We start from the raw sequence: 14,876 nt of genomic DNA on the forward strand, positions 1-14,876 counted from the left end.
ATTTACATTCCCGGTAGTTACTAACAACTGATCGAGACGCAATAGATCTAAATTATTGATTTTGATTTTCTGGAAAATCAGGATGCTACTCTGATCTGGTGGCAGAAGAGACAGGCGTGGTGACGCCGTGTAAGCACTGTGGAGCGCCGATCGAGCAGCGGCAGGGGAGAGGGCGTCCGCGGGCGTACTGCCTGCAGGGGGACTGCCAGGCGGCGGCAAAGCGGGAGCGGGAGTTGAGACGGGCGACGCCGGGGCTGGAGGGGGTGCTGGCACGGGCGGAGGAGTTCTACGAGCGCATGGAGAAAGGGATGGCGGCAACGATCGCCCCGCTGGCGCAGGTGCTGGCTGAAGAGCTGAGCCCCGCCGGGGTGGAGGCAAAGCTGAGCGCGGTGCAGGCCGAGGCGCACACCCGGGTGGCGATCGCGCGCACCGAGCGGGAACAGGCCTTCGAACAGGTACGGCTGGCCCGCGAGGCCACCGGTCACGCGCGGCGGGAGCGTGACGCGATGGCACGGCAGGTGGAGGAGGCCAACGCCGAACGGGACATCGCGCTGGCCGATGCCGAGACCGCCAGGGAGCAGGCGCTGGCCGCCCTGCATGAGGCAGCCGCCACCGAGCGCCTGGCCAAGCATGCCGAGCAGGAGGCCAGGCGGAGGGCCGAGCGGGCCGAGATGGCCAGGGACGCGGCGGTGCGGGAGATGACCGAGCGGGTGGAGGCCGCCGAGCTCGAGGCGCAACAGGCCAGGGCGCAGGCCGTACAGGATCAAGGGCGGGCCGAGCAGGCGCGCGCGGAGCGGGACCGGGCGCAGAGCGTCGCCGGGACCGCCGAGGAGGCAAGGGCCGAGGCCGAACGGGCCGCCGTCGCCTCCGCCGCCCGGGCCCAGGCGATCGAAGCCGAGCGGGATCGGGCGATGGCGCGCGCCGATGCTGAGGCCCGAGCGCGTGGCGAGGCGGTGGCCGAGACGGCAGAGGCCCGTGCACAGGCGGCCCGCGCGGAGAAACAGGCGGCCGAGGCCGAGAAGCGTACGGCGCGGCAACTGGCCGAGGCCGAGAAGCGCGCGACCAAGGAGATCTCCGAGGCCCGGGAACACGCCGCGGCGAAGGTGAGCGAGGCTCAGGCCGAGCGGGACGAGGCGCGAATGCAGCTGGCCATGGAGCAGATGAGACTGTCGGACCTGCGCGAGCAGGCGGAAGTGTTGCGTGCCGAGGCCGCCCAGTTGCGGGAGCGCGCGGTGGCGGCGGAACTGCGGGCCACCGCGGACCGATCCGGACCGGCCACCCCCGAGCCCTGAGCCGCCATGTGACAGATAACCCCTGAGTTCGTTGACCGGTTGAGCGTGGGGTCGGGGCCTTCCGGCCACTGTGCGGCGATCTCAGGGTCGGTGGCCGCGGCAGCGGCGATCAGCGGCACGATCGGGGCGACCCGGCCCAGGATCTCGCGGGTGCCGTGGACGTGCGCGCGCAGTTGCCCGGCCGCGGTGGGCTCGGCGCACGCGGCGCGAAACCACTCAGATCCATGGTGGCGACCGGCTCGGTGTTCCCGGCGATGGATGCGTCGACGACGTCCTTGAACAGCGTGCGCTTGTTGCGGAAGACGAAGTAGACCGTCTGGACGGCCACGCCCGCCCGGTCCGCGACCTCCTGCAGGTTCGTCGCCCCGTAACCCTGCGCGAGGAACAGTTCGCGAGCCGCCTCGACGACCTTTTCGCGGGTGCGGCGTGAGCGCTCGGCTTGCTTGTCCGGCCGCTTGACTTTGTCCATATTGCGAGTATAACTCTAGAGTGCATCGCTAGAGTTCAACTCTAAATTCTTGGAGGAGACGATGGATCAGCCCATCACCACCCAGAAGCCGGACCCGGACCTGACCTCACCGCAGCGAGACCCGGAGGAGGAGTCCGTCCACCGCGCATTGGAGGGCTATTACCACGCCGGCAAGCCGCCGTGGGACACCGGCGTGACGCCGCCCGAGCTGGTCGCCCTGGTTGAGGGGCACGGTGCGCTGCCGCCCGGCCGCGCCCTCGAACTCGGCTGCGGCACGGGGACCAACGCCATCTACCTTGCACGGCACGGCTGGGAGGTGGCGGCCGTCGACCTGATCGACCGCGCCGTCGACCAGGCCAGGGAGAAGGCCGCGGAGGCGGGAGTGGCGGTACGGCTGCTGCACGGAGACGCCACCCGCCTCGACGAGCTGGACGCGCCCGGTCCCTTCGACCTGTTCTTCGACCTGAGTTGCTACTGCGGGATCCCGCTGCACCGCCGCGACGCCTACGCCGCCGGGCTCACCCGCCGCGCCGCTCCCGGAGCACGGTTGCTGATGTTCGGGTACGGCCCCGAGCCGCTCGGCAATCCGATCCCCGAGGTCACGTCATGGGCGGCAGGCGTCACAGCCGACGAAGTCCTCGCCAGGTTCGACGGCTGGGAACTACTCGACGTCACACCCGGCACCAACTCGGTGCCGACCTTCTGGTTCACGCTGCGCCGCGACGCCTAGCAATCTCCGGTCGCTGGTTTCTGTAGCTTTGCGGCAAGTTTCACGCCGCCCGAGCAAGTCGAGCTTGGGCGGCGCCGTGGTCGAAGTGCCGGGTGATGGCCCTGAGCGCCGCTCGTAGTCCAGGTGGCGTTTGAGGGCCGATCGGTCGCGGTGAGTACCGCCGACTCGCCAGCCGGTCCGCGTGCGGCGGTTGCGACCGGGGCCCCGGCGGCTGAACGGCGAATCCGTGCTGTTCAACCGGCTCGAACACCCTCGCCAAACACCAAACGGTGCCCTCGGGCGCCGCTAGAACGTGGAGATCATCATGACAACCGACACCGTGGCCCTGCGGCCGGTCGGCCGGGTGGTGCGGGGTTGAGGAACCGGCGGACAGCCGTTATCGATGAGAACGATCTTGATAGGGCAGCCGAAGGGCAGCAGCGAGATGCGGGTGGGATAGCTGCTGGTCAGCGTCCCACCAGTGCCGCGTAGGCGGTGGAACGGCCGACTTTGAGGGTGCGGGCAGCCTCGGTGACCGAGACACCGTCGTCGACCAGGCGGCGCAGTGTGGCCAGCTCGGCTGGGCCGATGACGCGGGGGCGGCCGGTCTTCTTACCGGGCAGCATGGCACCGGTGGCTTCGCGGCGCTTGGCGGCTGCGATTCCCTCGGCCTGGCGCTCGGCGCGCAGCTCCAGCTCATATTCGGCGGCCGCGGCCAGGACCGCGAACATGAACCGGCCCTCCTTGGTGCCCAGATCGAAGTTCTCCGTCAGCGACACCACGGCAATGCCGCGGTCGCGCAGCTCGTTGACGGTAGTCAGCACGTGCCCCGCTGAGCGGCCCCACCGGTCGGACTTCCAGAACTTCAGCGTGTCGCCCGCCTTGGGCAGCGTCAGGAGCGCCTCCCACGCCGGTCGCGCGACACCGCGTTTGCCCGACTCCTTTTCCGTGACCAGCTTGTCGTAGCCGCTGGCCGCCAGGGTGTCGAGCTGGAGCTGCGGGTTCTGGTCACGCGTCGAGACTCGTGCGTACGCCCAGGCCCGGCGCTCGGGTCCGTGCCATAGGACGCAAAGTAGCTGTGTGTAATGGCCCTGTTCTCGTATAGCTACGGCGAACGGACATGTAGCGCTGAGTAACTACACGGGGCTGCGGTCGCGCTGCGGGAGGGCGGCGAAGTCGGCGTGTGCCGTCTGCCGCACCCGCGCCCTTCCACCTCGCCCGCGATCACTCGTTCGGCTCAACGAGGCGCCCCGCCAGGGGAAACGAAGAGGAGAGCAATTACACAGGGCTCCATGTCCGTTCGCCGTAGCTATACGAGAATAGGGCCTTCCATGATTGATCTCACCGCCAATGGCTGTCCCCGCGTTCCTCGCCCCCGATGATCGCAGCCTTCTGTCCGCACATGCTAAAATTTGGCCATGCGGTCAGAAATTCTGCCAACCGGCCAACGATCGTTCATCGAGGAGGCCAGACGGGCGCAGATCATCGCCGCCGCCATCGAGGTGATCGCGGCGGGCGGCTTCGCCAAGGCCTCGCTCGCCGCCATCGCCAAGCACGCGGGCATCAGCAAGGGGGTGATCTCCTACCACTTCGCCGGCAAGGACGAGCTGATGGAGGAGGTCGTCAACCAGATCTACGACACCATCGCCGAGCGGGTGCTGACGAGCATGAAGGGCCAGGAGACGGCCACCGAGCTGCTGCGCACCCAGGTGCTGTCGGTCGCTGGGCACATGCGCGGGCACCGCACCCAGCTCCAGGCACTGGGGGAGATCTTCCACAACCTGCGCGACGCCGCGGGCAAACCCCGCTACGGCGTCCAGTCCAGCGAGGAGCTCTACACGTCGCTGGAACGACTCTACGAGCTCGGGCAGCGCACGGGCGAGTTCCGCTCGTTCGACATCCGGGTCATGGCGGTCACCCACTCGGCGGCGATCGACGCCATGTTCGAGTACTGGGTGGTCCACCCCGAGCACGACCTCGACGCGCACGCGATCGAGCTGGCCGATCTCCTGGAAAGCGCCGTCAAGTGAGAACCGTCCCCCTGCCGCAGACCGTGCCGACGACGAGGCTGCAGGCCGTCGACAACCTGCGGGTGGTGCTGACCGCCCTGGTCGTGCTGCACCACGTCGCGCTGACCTACGGCAACATCCCGATGTGGTTCTACACCGAGCCGGCGCAGGACCCCACCGGCGTCGCCCTCGACGTGCTGGTCATGTTCAACCAGGCGTTCTTCATGGGGTTCTTCTTCCTGATCTCCGGTTTCTTCACCCCGCGCTCCTTTGACCGCAAGGGCGGCGGTGCGTTCCTGCACGACCGGCTGCTGCGGCTCGGGGTGCCGTTGCTGGCCTTCCTGCTGGTGCTGCGCCCGCTGGTCAACACCGGCTACTACGACGGGTCGATGCCGTACTGGAAGTTCTACCTGGGCAGCTGGGACCCGGGGCCGATGTGGTTCGTCGAGGTGCTGCTGGTCTTCGCCGCGGCGTACACGCTCTGGCGTTCGACGGGGCGGCGCGTCGAGGAGCGGCCGACGACGCTGCGCCCGCGCACGGTCGTGCTGTTCACCGGGGGGCTGGCCGCGGCGACGTTCGCGTGGCGGCTGCTGGTGCCCAACGACACCTACTGGCCGGTCGTGGGGCTGCCGACGCCGAACTTCCTGCCGCAGTACGCGGCGCTGTTCGTGGCCGGGCTCTTCGCCTACCGCCGCGGGTGGTTCGCCTCGCTGCCGGCCGGGGCCGCGAAGGCAGGGCTGCTGACGGCCGGAGCCGTGTCCGCGACGATCCTGCCCGCGTCGATACTGGTCGAAGGGGCGGCCAAGGGGGCGCTGACCGCGCTGTGGGAGTCGGCGTTCGCCGTGTCGATGGCCATCGGGCTGAGCGTGCTGTTCCGGGAGCGGTTCGGCCGCCAGGGACCGTTCGGCCGGTTCCTCGCCGACCAGGCCTTCGCCGTCTACCTCATCCATCCGGTCGTGCTGGTGGCCGTGGGCTACGGGCTGTCCTGGCTGCACACGGCGGCGGTCGTGAAGTTCGCGGTGGCCACGGTGCTCTGCCTGCCGCTGTGCTGGGCGGCGGCGTACGCGCTGCGGGCGATCCCCGGGGTCAAGCGGGTGCTGTGACCTCAACCGGGTGACACGCAGGGAGAGTATCCGCTGAACTCCACCGTGCCCGACCCCTCCCAGTAGATGACACCGAGCTCGAAGCTGTCCTGTTCCCCTTTGACGTACTCGCTGTCGTCCACTGAGTACGGGGTCGAGGAACGGCGGGGCAGCCATTGGCGGTATGGGTCGTTCGAGCAGGTCAGGGCGGTGCACGACCAACAGCGGTGAGTCAGTTCTCAGCCCGCACATAGCGGGATAGTCCAGCGAGCTACCGCGATCTTGAGTGTTTCCGCAGGTCGCGATGACCATCTGTTCCAGGCCCTGTTCTCGTATAGCTACAGCGAACGGACATGTAGCGCTGAGTAACTACACGGGGCTGCGGTCGCGCTGCGGGAGGGCGGCGAAGTCGGCGTGTGCCGTCTGCCGCACCCGCGCCCTTCCACCTCGCCCGCGATCACTCGTTCGGCTCAACGAGGCGCCCCGCCAGGGGAAACGAAGAGGAGAGCAATTACACAGGGCTCCATGTCCGTTCGCCGTAGCTATACGAGAACAGGGCCGTAAATCGCGTGTCAGTGAGGTTTTCTCAGCGATGATCATTCGTCTCGGGTGATCTGGTCTCGGGCCGGCTCAGCTGAGGTTGTCGCTCGAGGTGATGTCTCGGGCCATACGCACGTTTGGCAGTTTTCCCTGCCAGAGCTCTCGCTCGCCTGTGGCCTTGAATCCGTAGCGTTGGTAGAAGCGGATCGCTCGCTCGTTGTAATCGGTGACCCACAGGCGCATAGGCATGCTCCCCGCCCAAGTGAGGAACTCACCCATCAATCGGCCTCCGATGCCTCGACCCTGGGCTTCCTCCAGCAGGTACATCGGCCCAAGGGTGACCACCTCGTCCCGACGACCGCAGAGGAAGCCAACGATCTCCGCCCCGGAGCGGACGACACGGCAGAACAGCAGATCCGGCTGCTGCCTTGCCGCCTCGAGGAACTCCCGCCACTGGGCGATTCCCTCCTCTGTGGCAGAAGAGCCACGGTGCTCACGGATCCAGTTCTCATCGATCCCCGCATCCTCGCAGGGATACGTCTGAAGCCAGGCCCTCAACTGCAGCGAGCCCAGAGACGCAGCGTCGTCGGCACGGGGAGCTTCGATCACGTGGGTCATGAGGACCATCCTCGACGATGCTCCCCGAGCGTCTCGCGCGATTTTTTGCAATCTCGTCGCCACAGGTCACAGCCCTGACTCCGGAGCAGATCCTTTGAGACGGACCAGATCACTTCCAGATTCCGTTGAGGACGAGAGCGGCGCGGGCGATGTCACCGATCCGACTGGGGCTGAGCGTGACGTGCTGCAGGGTGCGCCATCGCTGTTTCAACTCGGCGGCGGCGCGTTCTCCGAGTGCTCGAACGTGCCTCAGCAGGGTGTTGAACATGCGAGTGTCGATGTGAAGTGCCTGTTCGGAGCTGCCGATTGGGCGTCGAACGGGGAGGCGGATGCCGATACCCGCGCCGATGTATCCCTTGTCCGCAAGTGTCGGCAGCCCGTCGGCGGCCGCCTTGTACAGGGCGGGCAGTGCGTGGATGCGGGCGGCAGTGATGTCGGGGGTGGAGCCAGGCTCGACTTCGGAGACCCACAGCGGGGTGCCGTCCGGCGCGGACAGGAACTGGATATTTCCACCGAATGCCTTGTGCTTCTGGCTGAACCACAGGTCGTTGCCGTTCTCCCGGAGGCCGGCGAGGCGGTCCGATTCGATCAGCGTGCCGTCCAGGATCACGTGCGTCATACCCTCGCGCTGACACCGGCTCAGGACCTCGTGCAGGTCGGGGGCCTGGTCGGCGAGGACGTCGATGCCCTCGTGCAGGTAGCGGTAGCCGGTGGCCTGGGAGATTCCGGCGTCACGGGCCAGGCAGTGCACGCAGCCGCGTTCGCGAAACCAGCGCAGCACCAGTACCGCTTGCCGGAATGCGCCGAGCGCCCGGGAGCGTTTCGGGGTGCCGATCCGCTGCCGGTGGGCGGCCAGCAGGCGGGCGAGGAACTCGACGATGTGACGGGGAACGTCGAGCGTAGCAATGTATGTGACCAACGTGAAGCCTCTGGTTGAGCAGACTATCTTGTGAGAGACCTGTCCTACCAGGGGCCTCGCGTCTGTCCGCGGCCAGGACCCTGCATCCGGCTCGGACCGACCCGAGCTGCTCCGGCGGCACGGAGATCATCTCGCTGAGAAAGCCTCAGTGTCGACCCTCGTCTGTCAACACTCCACCAGGAAACTACGAGGTCGCAGGTGGGGAGTGTCGAAAACTCGTGCCGAAAATCAACGTCGGTAAACGGGTCGGTGAGCGGATTTCGACAGGCATCGGCGCACTGTCCTGACCTGGGGATACGCCCCTACTTTGCGGCCTATAGCACCGACCCGAGCGGAGGGCCGCCCAGACGGTCATCAGCCACCCTTCCGGCGGTGTCCAGAAACGTTTACCTTTCCGGACACCCTACCGAGCTGGGGCAACTCCGGCCAGAAACCTCCATCCAGAAAGTCGATGCGAAGGCATGGCGGCGGGACGCAGCGTCATAGCGCCGACTCGGGTCGGCGCTATGAGCCCAAAGGAGCGCTGAATAGAGCCGAGCGAGAAACCCCGATCGTGCCGGCATAGATCGACGTGCTGCCCGCGTCCTTGCCTGTGAACATCGCGAGGAGGATGGGTGGATCCAGGATTTGAGGCGGACTTCCGGCAGTTCGTCGTCGACCGATCGGGGGCGTTGTTCCGTACCGCGTACCTGCTGACCGGTGACCGGCACGCCGCCGAGGACCTGGTGCAGTCGGCCCTGGTCAAGACGGCCGCGAAGTGGCGCAGTCTGCGCGATCCGGTCGCCATAGAGGGATACGTCCGCCGTGTCATGTACCACGAGCAGGTGAGCTGGTGGCGGCGGCGGTCACGCGTCGCGGAGGTGTCCACCGGATGGCTGCCTGACCAGATCGGTGACGGGCACGCCGACGTCGTGGACCTTCGCATGGTGATGCGCACGGCCCTCGCCCGGCTCACACCCCGGCAGCGGACCGTGCTCGTGCTGCGCTACTTCGAGGACCTCTCCGAGACCGAGATCGCGCGACTGCTCGGCGTCAGGGTGGGGTCGGTACGCAGCCAGATCTACCGCTCGCTGGAACGCCTGAAGAAGACGGCACCTGAACTGACCACCGTGAGGGAGTTCGGATGAACATCGAGAACCTGCTGCGTGAGACCCTCGCCGATATGGCCGACGAAGAGCGGCCACCTGCGCCGGGTCGGTTCCTCCAGGTCCGCGAGCGCCGGCCCCGTCGCCGCGGCCTCGCCCTGGTGGCGGCGTCGGCCGTCGCCGCGCTGGCCGTCGGATCCACAGTCGTGGTGCAGGGGATGTCGTCGCGGGCCCCCGGTGATGTCGCCGGGCAACAGAACGCCGTCCCGCACCTGGCCCCCGAGCGCCGACCGGCCGTCACCGTGACCGTGGTGGAAGGGATGCGGCTCTCGCAGCTCTTCAAGGTGCTGTCGTCGCTCACCGGCAGGCCGGTGGCGGAGTTCGAGAAGGCCGCCAAGGACGGCACGGTGCTCGGCCTGCCACCTTACGCCGAGGGGATACTCGAAGGGTTCGCCTTCCCCGGCACCTATGAGCTCTCCCCCACCATGAGCCCGGGCGAGATCCTTAGGGCGATGGTGGCCCGGTTCGGGCAGGCCGCCGAGGACACCAACCTGGTCGACGGCGCCGGGCGTGCCGGCCGAACGCCGCTGGAGATCCTGACCATCGCTAGCATCCTCCAGGCCGAGGCGGGCAGGGACGAGGACATGCCCAAGATCGCCCGGGTCATATACAACCGGCTGAACCGGAAGATGCGGCTGGAGATGGACAGCCCGGTCTTGTACGGCCTGGACAAGTACGGCGTCAGCGCAACGCTCGAGGACCTCAAGAGCCGGTCGCCGTACAACATCTACAGGCGTCTTGGCCTGCCGCCCGGCCCCATTGGCAACCCGGGGGACGACGCCATCAGGGCCGCGTTGAAGCCGGCCTCCGGCCCTTGGCTCTTTTACGTGACGATCGACCCGAAGAAGGGCATCACGAAGTTCGCCGTCTCCCACTCGGACTTCACCAAACTGGTCGAAGAACGCGACAAGAAGCACGGAACCCGGTGATGTAGCCGAACGGCCATCGCGATGATCCTTTGAGTACCGACCGCCGAGATCACTCCAGGTTTAGACGCCGTCCTCATCCACGACGACGGAAGAAGCGTCCTGGGACAGCGCCGCCGCTCCGAGGGGCCGCAGGCCCTTGTCCGGGGCTGAGGAAGCGATCGCGTAGCGACCCAGGACGTTGAGGTGGGCGTGGCCCAGCGGGGACAGCCTGGCCACGTCCTCGTCCTTGACCGGCACTTCCTGGGCGCGCCGTTGGTCCACGATCGCCGACAAATACTTCGAATTCCACAAAACCACGGCATTGAGCACGAGCCCTAACGCCGCTAACTGATCTTCCTGGCCTTCCCGGTAGGCCTGCCGGATCTTTCCGGCGTTGCCGTGGCAGATCTTGCGGGCCAGGCGGTGCCGGGACTCCTGGACGCTGAGCTGCTTGCCCAGGCTGCGGCGGTAGCTGGAATCGATCGGGTCCAGCATGCCGAGCAGGTGCATCGTCTTGTCGATGCGGCCGTACTCGGCGAACGCCTGCCCCAGCGGGGTCGGATGACCCTGGCGGGCGAACATGCGCAGTAGGTCGTAGGCGCGCACCTGGTTGGTCACCAGTGACCCGGCGACGCGGAGCATGTCCGGCCACTGAGTGGTGATCTTCTTGGTGTTCAGCTTGTTCCGGGCGATCGCCTCCAGTACCCCGTAATCGCTGGCGGTGCCGTCGGGCAGCTCGGCGCGCCAGAACCGCTGGTCCCCCAGGTCGGCGAAGCGTGGCGCGAACCGGTAGCCGAGCATGGCGAAGATCCCGAACACCATGTCGCTGTCGCTGGCCTGGTCCGTCGTGACCACCTCGGGTTTCGGCCCGGCGTCCAGGTTGATCAGGCAGTCCAGGATGTACAGGGAATCGCGGGGCGTGCCCGGCACGACCATCTGCCCGATCCCCGCAACTTGATCATTTATCGCGTTGAGCCAGGTCAGACCCCTTTTGTAGCCGTAGTACTTGGGTGAGGGCCCAGCATTGATCGTCTTGACCGGGACGACGAACCGCAGCCCGTCCACCGACGCCAGCAGCCCGCCGCCCCACGCCGCGACGATCGGCACCTTGCCCTGGTGCTCGATCAGGATCGCGTTGGCCGCGGCATGGGTCTCGGCGCGCACATAGTTCTGATCCACGTGCGAGAGCCGGCCACGGGTCAGCGCCTCATCCCCGGCCTTGATCACCGGCGTCAACCCGACGTTGCACGCCTCGCTGATCAACAGCGCCACCAGCGATGTCGGTAGATCGATCATGCGGGTAGAGATCTCGGCCAAGTGCACGTAGGCGTCCAGGAAGCCGGTCCAGGCGTGCACCTCCAGCAGCAGTTCCGGCAGGTCGATGCGCGGCAGCATCGCCTGGCAGGCGGCCCGTAGCCACGCCAGCGACTCGCTCTCACCCAGCGCGCCGAGCTTCTCCACCGACAGCCGGGCTCGCCCGCCCCCGGCGGGGGTCACCACCGAGACCAGCGCGTCCTCGCCCGCCTCCTCCAGCCGGGCGGCCATCTGCTTCCAGGCCGCGTCCAGGGCCAGGACCTTGCCGTTCAGGTGCTCCGCGACTGGGTCGGTGAGCGACAGGGAGGCCAGCACATCCTCGGCGATCGCCTCCCACTGCGCCCCGGCCAGCAGGTGCGCGCGCGGGTCGGCCCAGCGCAGCGACGGCGAGGCGAACACATCCCGGACCGTCAGGGCCCGCATCAGGTGCTCCAGCACGCACACGACGTACGCGTCACGATCCACCGCCCCCTGCGGCAAGTCCGGATGGGCATACACGGCCCGCTTCCACGACGCGGTCACCAGCGTCGCGTCGATCTCCTTGGGCAGCAGCGGCTTCTTGCTCACCTGCCGCCGCGACAGCTCCGGCAGCCGACGTACCGCGGCCAGCACGCGCCGCCCGCCCGGCGCCGCCGCCAGCGCCTTGGACTCGCCCAGCAGCCGCAGAAACGGGCGCACCGTGTGGTACTTCTCCACCAGCGCGGCCCGCATCGCCGCCTCGGCCGCACCGTCCTCCTCGGGGACAAGTTCCTCCACCACCTCCAGCGCGGCACGGACCTGATCCTTGCTGGTGCCGGCGATCTCGGCCACTGCGGTCCACATCGCCGCCGGGTCCAGGTCCACGCCCTCCTGGTCGACCAGGTCAAGCTGGTCGACCAGCACACGCCCGGCCTTGGCCACCAGCTTGGAGGCCCGCTCCAGCCGGGGCAGCATCCGCAGCCGCTCCTCGGCGGACTTGCGACGGGCCGGGCTGATCAACCGGGTGGCCATCAGCAACGCGAACAGATCCAGCGCGTCGTCGATCGCCTCGGCCTCCAGACTCCGGGTAACCGCCAGCAACGTCGCCGTCCGGCGCGGCTCGACCAGCCGGTCCAGCGCCGGCGCCTTGCTGCCCGCGCCGTACTTGGCCAGGGTCTTCATCCGCCGCACCGGCACCTTCGACACCGCCACTCGGCCCAGCCCGAAGGCGGCAAGGCCGTCCACCCGCTGCAGCGCCCGCACCATCTCCGTCCCTGACGTGCGCTTGGGCGCCTGCCGCAGCTTCTCCAACTCCGAGACGCGCGAGCCCTCCGGCACCACCAGCAGACCCGACAACGCCCCCGGCAGGTCCGCATCGGCACGGCGCACCTGCTTGGCCACCACTGCGTACATGCGCACATCGGCCCGTTCCCGCACGCTGCCCACCAGCCGCTCAAGCACGGTCACCCCCGGCAACAGCAGCCGATGCCGCCGCAGCCACGCCACCGACTGCTCGAACAACGCCACCGGCCCCTCGGCGTGCGTCCACGCCCTGCCGTGCAGGAAGGTCCGGAACTGGCGCGCCAGCTGCCGCCCGCTCCAGCTGTCCCGGTCTTCGAAGGTGTGGTAGCCGTAGATGTCCCGGATCACCCACGCGTGGTCATAGGCCGTCTGGGCTCGAACGGCGTACTTCTTGACCTGCGAGGCATCACCGATCCCCAGTTGCTCGGCCAGGTAGTCCACCACCGGCCAGGGCACCGCCAGCGGATCCTCCAGGAACAACCCCTTGTACCGAACGGTCCCGATCTGGACGGCAACGCCCAGCCGGTGCGAATCGGCCCTCGACTGGGCGATCAGGTTCCGGTCGAAGTCATCCAGGAAGAAGAACTTCTCCAGATCCGACAGCGACGGCATCTCGGTGAATGATGCGTAGGCCGCCCTCTGCTCAGCAGACAGGAATTCCGCAGGCATGCCAGCAACGTAGGACCAGCCCACCCACAATCAACCCACAGCGATCAACCTGTTACAAAGTGAGCTTTTCAATCTCCCGCAGCTCCATGATCATTCTTATCGATAACGACTGTCCGCCGGTTCCTCAACCCCGTGGTGGGCGGGCGCGGCGAGATGGTCGAAGACGACTGGCACGACGTTCGAGCCGTGATCCGGCTGGACGGTGAGACCTTCACCACCTCGGCGGTGCTCGGCCTGGAGGACTTCTCCCACCTGGAGGTCGTCTTCCTCTTCGATCGGATCAACCCTGCCCAGGTGCGCACCGACCCCCGTCCCCCACGGGGGAACCCGAGCGCGGCCCCTGTAGGGATCTTCGCCCACCGCGGGCCGTACCGCCCCAACCGTCTTGGTGTCTCCCGCTGCCGACTCCTCGCCGTGGACGGCCTGAACCTGCACGTCGCCGACCTGGACGCGCTGTCAGGCACACCGGTCCTGGATATCAAGCCGTACCTGATCGAGTTCGCCCCCCGCCATCCGGTCACCCAACCGGCCTGGGCCACCGACCTCATGAGCGCCTACTACTGAGGGTCCGGCCGGCGGGTCCCCGCCGGCCGTCCAGTGGTCGGCCTGGTCGCAGGGCCATGGCCTCTCGTAGACGACACCCATCGCCCGTGTCTGTGACCAGGCCGAGCGCAGATTCTCCGGCTTTCTTGTGCCGGGACTTGGCCATCAGCATCAGCAGGCTCGCCCCGGCCTCGCCAAGGTGAGTCAGGGCCGAGTGGCGGAACTCGTGCAGGTCCCAGCCCTCGCCCGGCCCACCGGCGGCAAAGAGCGTTCGTCGCTCAGAGCGGATCACCTGACTGCTGACCCGCTGGCCCCGGCCCGAGGTCGAGCTGTTTGCTCATGTCGAGCTCGAACTTGCCGTACAGGTTCAGCGTGGTCACGCTCGCGCCCGGAAGCGACTCTGCTGAGCCTGTCGCGAGCACACACCTCAGCCGCCCGGTCACGGGCTCGTCTGGACTTTATCATCCTTAAGTTATATAAGTGGTGGATGAGATTGTTGCCTGTGCGCACTCGACGTGCTCGGCGGCGCGGTCGGCACCTCCGGTGCCCGTACGGCCTCACCTCCGTGCCACTCGGGGAGGTCGGCATCTACCTGGAGCGCTTTCGCCGGTTCTGGAGCCGGCGCCTGGACGCGCTGGGTACCGATCCCGCGCGCGCCCGGCGCGAGCGCCGCCATCCGCTTGGCGAGACGCCGTCCACGGATTGCACCGGGCACGCGGTCCGGCGGGCTGGGGCGGCACCTGGGTACCGCAGCTGGTCGGCGTCTTCGGCGCCGGGATGGTCGCCGCCGCCTTCTTCTCCGCCGATCCTGCCGGCGGCCTCCCGCCGGGGACGCCCCTCGGCCCGCCCACGAGCATGAGCACGCCCGAGATGGTGCACTTCCTCGTTTCCGGGGTCACCTTTCCTGCGCTGATCGCCGTGTGTTTCGCGTTCGGCCGGCGGTTCGCGGCGGCCGAACGCCGCGGCTGGGCTGCCTTCAGTATGGTGACCGGCGCGCTCTTCCTGGTGGCCTGGATCTCGATCTTCGCGATGCAGGGGTCCCAGGTGGCTGATGTCGCCTTCGCCCTCGCCATCGCGCTCGTCCTGGCCTGGACACACCCGACTACCCTGTTCTGTCCCATGAGGCCGGGTACGCGGCCGGCGGGTGAGGGGCCGCCGAGTGCGATGTGTGCTCGGTGCTGATGCCCAGGCTGGTGAAGTGGGTGTGGGCGCGGTGCCAGAAGGCGGCGGTCTGTTCGATCCCGTCGAGCAGGATTTCGGTGCAGGCCAGGCGGCGTGGATATTCGGCGAGTTTGTCCGATCTCCAGGTGTGCCACACAGGCGATCTACAGCCTTGAAGGCTGACTTGTCAGATAGGGAAGGTTTTGTCGGAATGCGCACTTTGCGAGCGACCCTTCTT

At 67.7% G+C, this 14,876-nt stretch carries 13 protein-coding genes; 8 read left to right on the forward strand and 5 right to left on the reverse strand.

The annotated features are described in order from the left end of the window. Positions 1-233 precede the first annotated feature (233 nt). Positions 234-1,292, forward strand: coding sequence for a coiled-coil domain-containing protein (locus BM085_RS33930; protein ID WP_245789856.1), 1,059 nt, complete (start codon positions 234-236; stop codon positions 1,290-1,292). A gap of 109 nt (positions 1,293-1,401) precedes the next feature. Here BM085_RS33930 and BM085_RS33935 read toward each other — a convergent pair whose 3' ends face one another. Further along, positions 1,402-1,761, reverse strand: a complete 360-nt coding sequence (locus BM085_RS33935) for a TetR/AcrR family transcriptional regulator (RefSeq protein ID WP_218158909.1) — start codon at positions 1,759-1,761, stop codon at positions 1,402-1,404. 61 nt (positions 1,762-1,822) lie between these two features. Here BM085_RS33935 and BM085_RS33940 point away from each other — a divergent pair, with 61 nt between their 5' ends. Beyond that, entirely contained in the window at positions 1,823-2,491 is a 669-nt protein-coding gene (locus BM085_RS33940; RefSeq protein ID WP_093890892.1) for a class I SAM-dependent methyltransferase, read from the forward strand. Positions 2,492-2,937: 446 nt separating this feature from the next. Here BM085_RS33940 and BM085_RS33945 read toward each other — a convergent pair whose 3' ends face one another. Continuing rightward, positions 2,938-3,573: a recombinase family protein gene (locus BM085_RS33945; protein ID WP_093890893.1), complete on the reverse strand. Its 636-nt coding sequence runs from the start codon at positions 3,571-3,573 to the stop codon at positions 2,938-2,940. A gap of 315 nt (positions 3,574-3,888) precedes the next feature. Between BM085_RS33945 and BM085_RS33950 the strand changes: the two genes are divergently transcribed. Both BM085_RS33950 and BM085_RS33955 read left to right on the forward strand, forming a co-directional pair. Further along, positions 3,889-4,500, forward strand: a complete 612-nt coding sequence (locus tag BM085_RS33950; RefSeq protein WP_093890935.1) for a TetR/AcrR family transcriptional regulator — start codon at positions 3,889-3,891, stop codon at positions 4,498-4,500. Then, on the forward strand, positions 4,497-5,582 hold the full coding sequence (locus tag BM085_RS33955; RefSeq protein ID WP_093890894.1) for an acyltransferase family protein: 1,086 nt from the start codon (positions 4,497-4,499) through the stop codon (positions 5,580-5,582). The genes BM085_RS33950 and BM085_RS33955 overlap by 4 nt, the downstream gene beginning before the upstream one ends. A gap of 609 nt (positions 5,583-6,191) precedes the next feature. Here BM085_RS33955 and BM085_RS33960 read toward each other — a convergent pair. Both BM085_RS33960 and BM085_RS33965 read right to left on the reverse strand, forming a co-directional pair. Then, positions 6,192-6,719, reverse strand: coding sequence for a GNAT family N-acetyltransferase (locus BM085_RS33960; protein ID WP_177245411.1), 528 nt, complete (start codon positions 6,717-6,719; stop codon positions 6,192-6,194). Between the two features lie 109 nt (positions 6,720-6,828). Next, the gene (locus BM085_RS33965) at positions 6,829-7,638 is read right to left on the reverse strand and encodes a transposase family protein (RefSeq protein WP_093890896.1); all 810 of its coding nucleotides are present in this window, start codon (positions 7,636-7,638) and stop codon (positions 6,829-6,831) included. A gap of 614 nt (positions 7,639-8,252) precedes the next feature. Here BM085_RS33965 and BM085_RS33970 point away from each other — a divergent pair. Further along, a complete protein-coding gene (locus BM085_RS33970) occupies positions 8,253-8,765 on the forward strand; it encodes a SigE family RNA polymerase sigma factor (RefSeq protein ID WP_093890897.1) in 513 nt (170 codons plus the stop codon). Continuing rightward, positions 8,762-9,712, forward strand: coding sequence for an endolytic transglycosylase MltG (mltG, locus tag BM085_RS33975; protein ID WP_093890898.1), 951 nt, complete (start codon positions 8,762-8,764; stop codon positions 9,710-9,712). Before BM085_RS33970 ends, mltG begins: the two co-directional genes overlap by 4 nt. A gap of 60 nt (positions 9,713-9,772) precedes the next feature. Here the strand turns inward: mltG and BM085_RS33980 are convergent, their stop codons facing one another. Then, complete coding sequence (locus BM085_RS33980) at positions 9,773-12,934, reverse strand: Tn3 family transposase (protein WP_093890899.1); 3,162 nt, start codon at positions 12,932-12,934, stop codon at positions 9,773-9,775. 132 nt (positions 12,935-13,066) lie between these two features. Between BM085_RS33980 and BM085_RS33985 the strand changes: the two genes are divergently transcribed. Together BM085_RS33985 and BM085_RS33995 are read left to right on the forward strand one after the other, a co-directional pair. Further along, positions 13,067-13,498: an SAM-dependent methyltransferase gene (locus BM085_RS33985; RefSeq protein WP_245789857.1), complete on the forward strand. Its 432-nt coding sequence runs from the start codon at positions 13,067-13,069 to the stop codon at positions 13,496-13,498. A 681-nt stretch (positions 13,499-14,179) separates the two neighbouring features. Further along, positions 14,180-14,659, forward strand: coding sequence for a DUF998 domain-containing protein (locus BM085_RS33995; RefSeq protein WP_177245412.1), 480 nt, complete (start codon positions 14,180-14,182; stop codon positions 14,657-14,659). Positions 14,660-14,876 lie beyond the last annotated feature (217 nt).

Source organism: Streptosporangium canum (assembly GCF_900113865.1).
Taxonomy (GTDB): domain Bacteria; phylum Actinomycetota; class Actinomycetes; order Streptosporangiales; family Streptosporangiaceae; genus Streptosporangium; species Streptosporangium canum.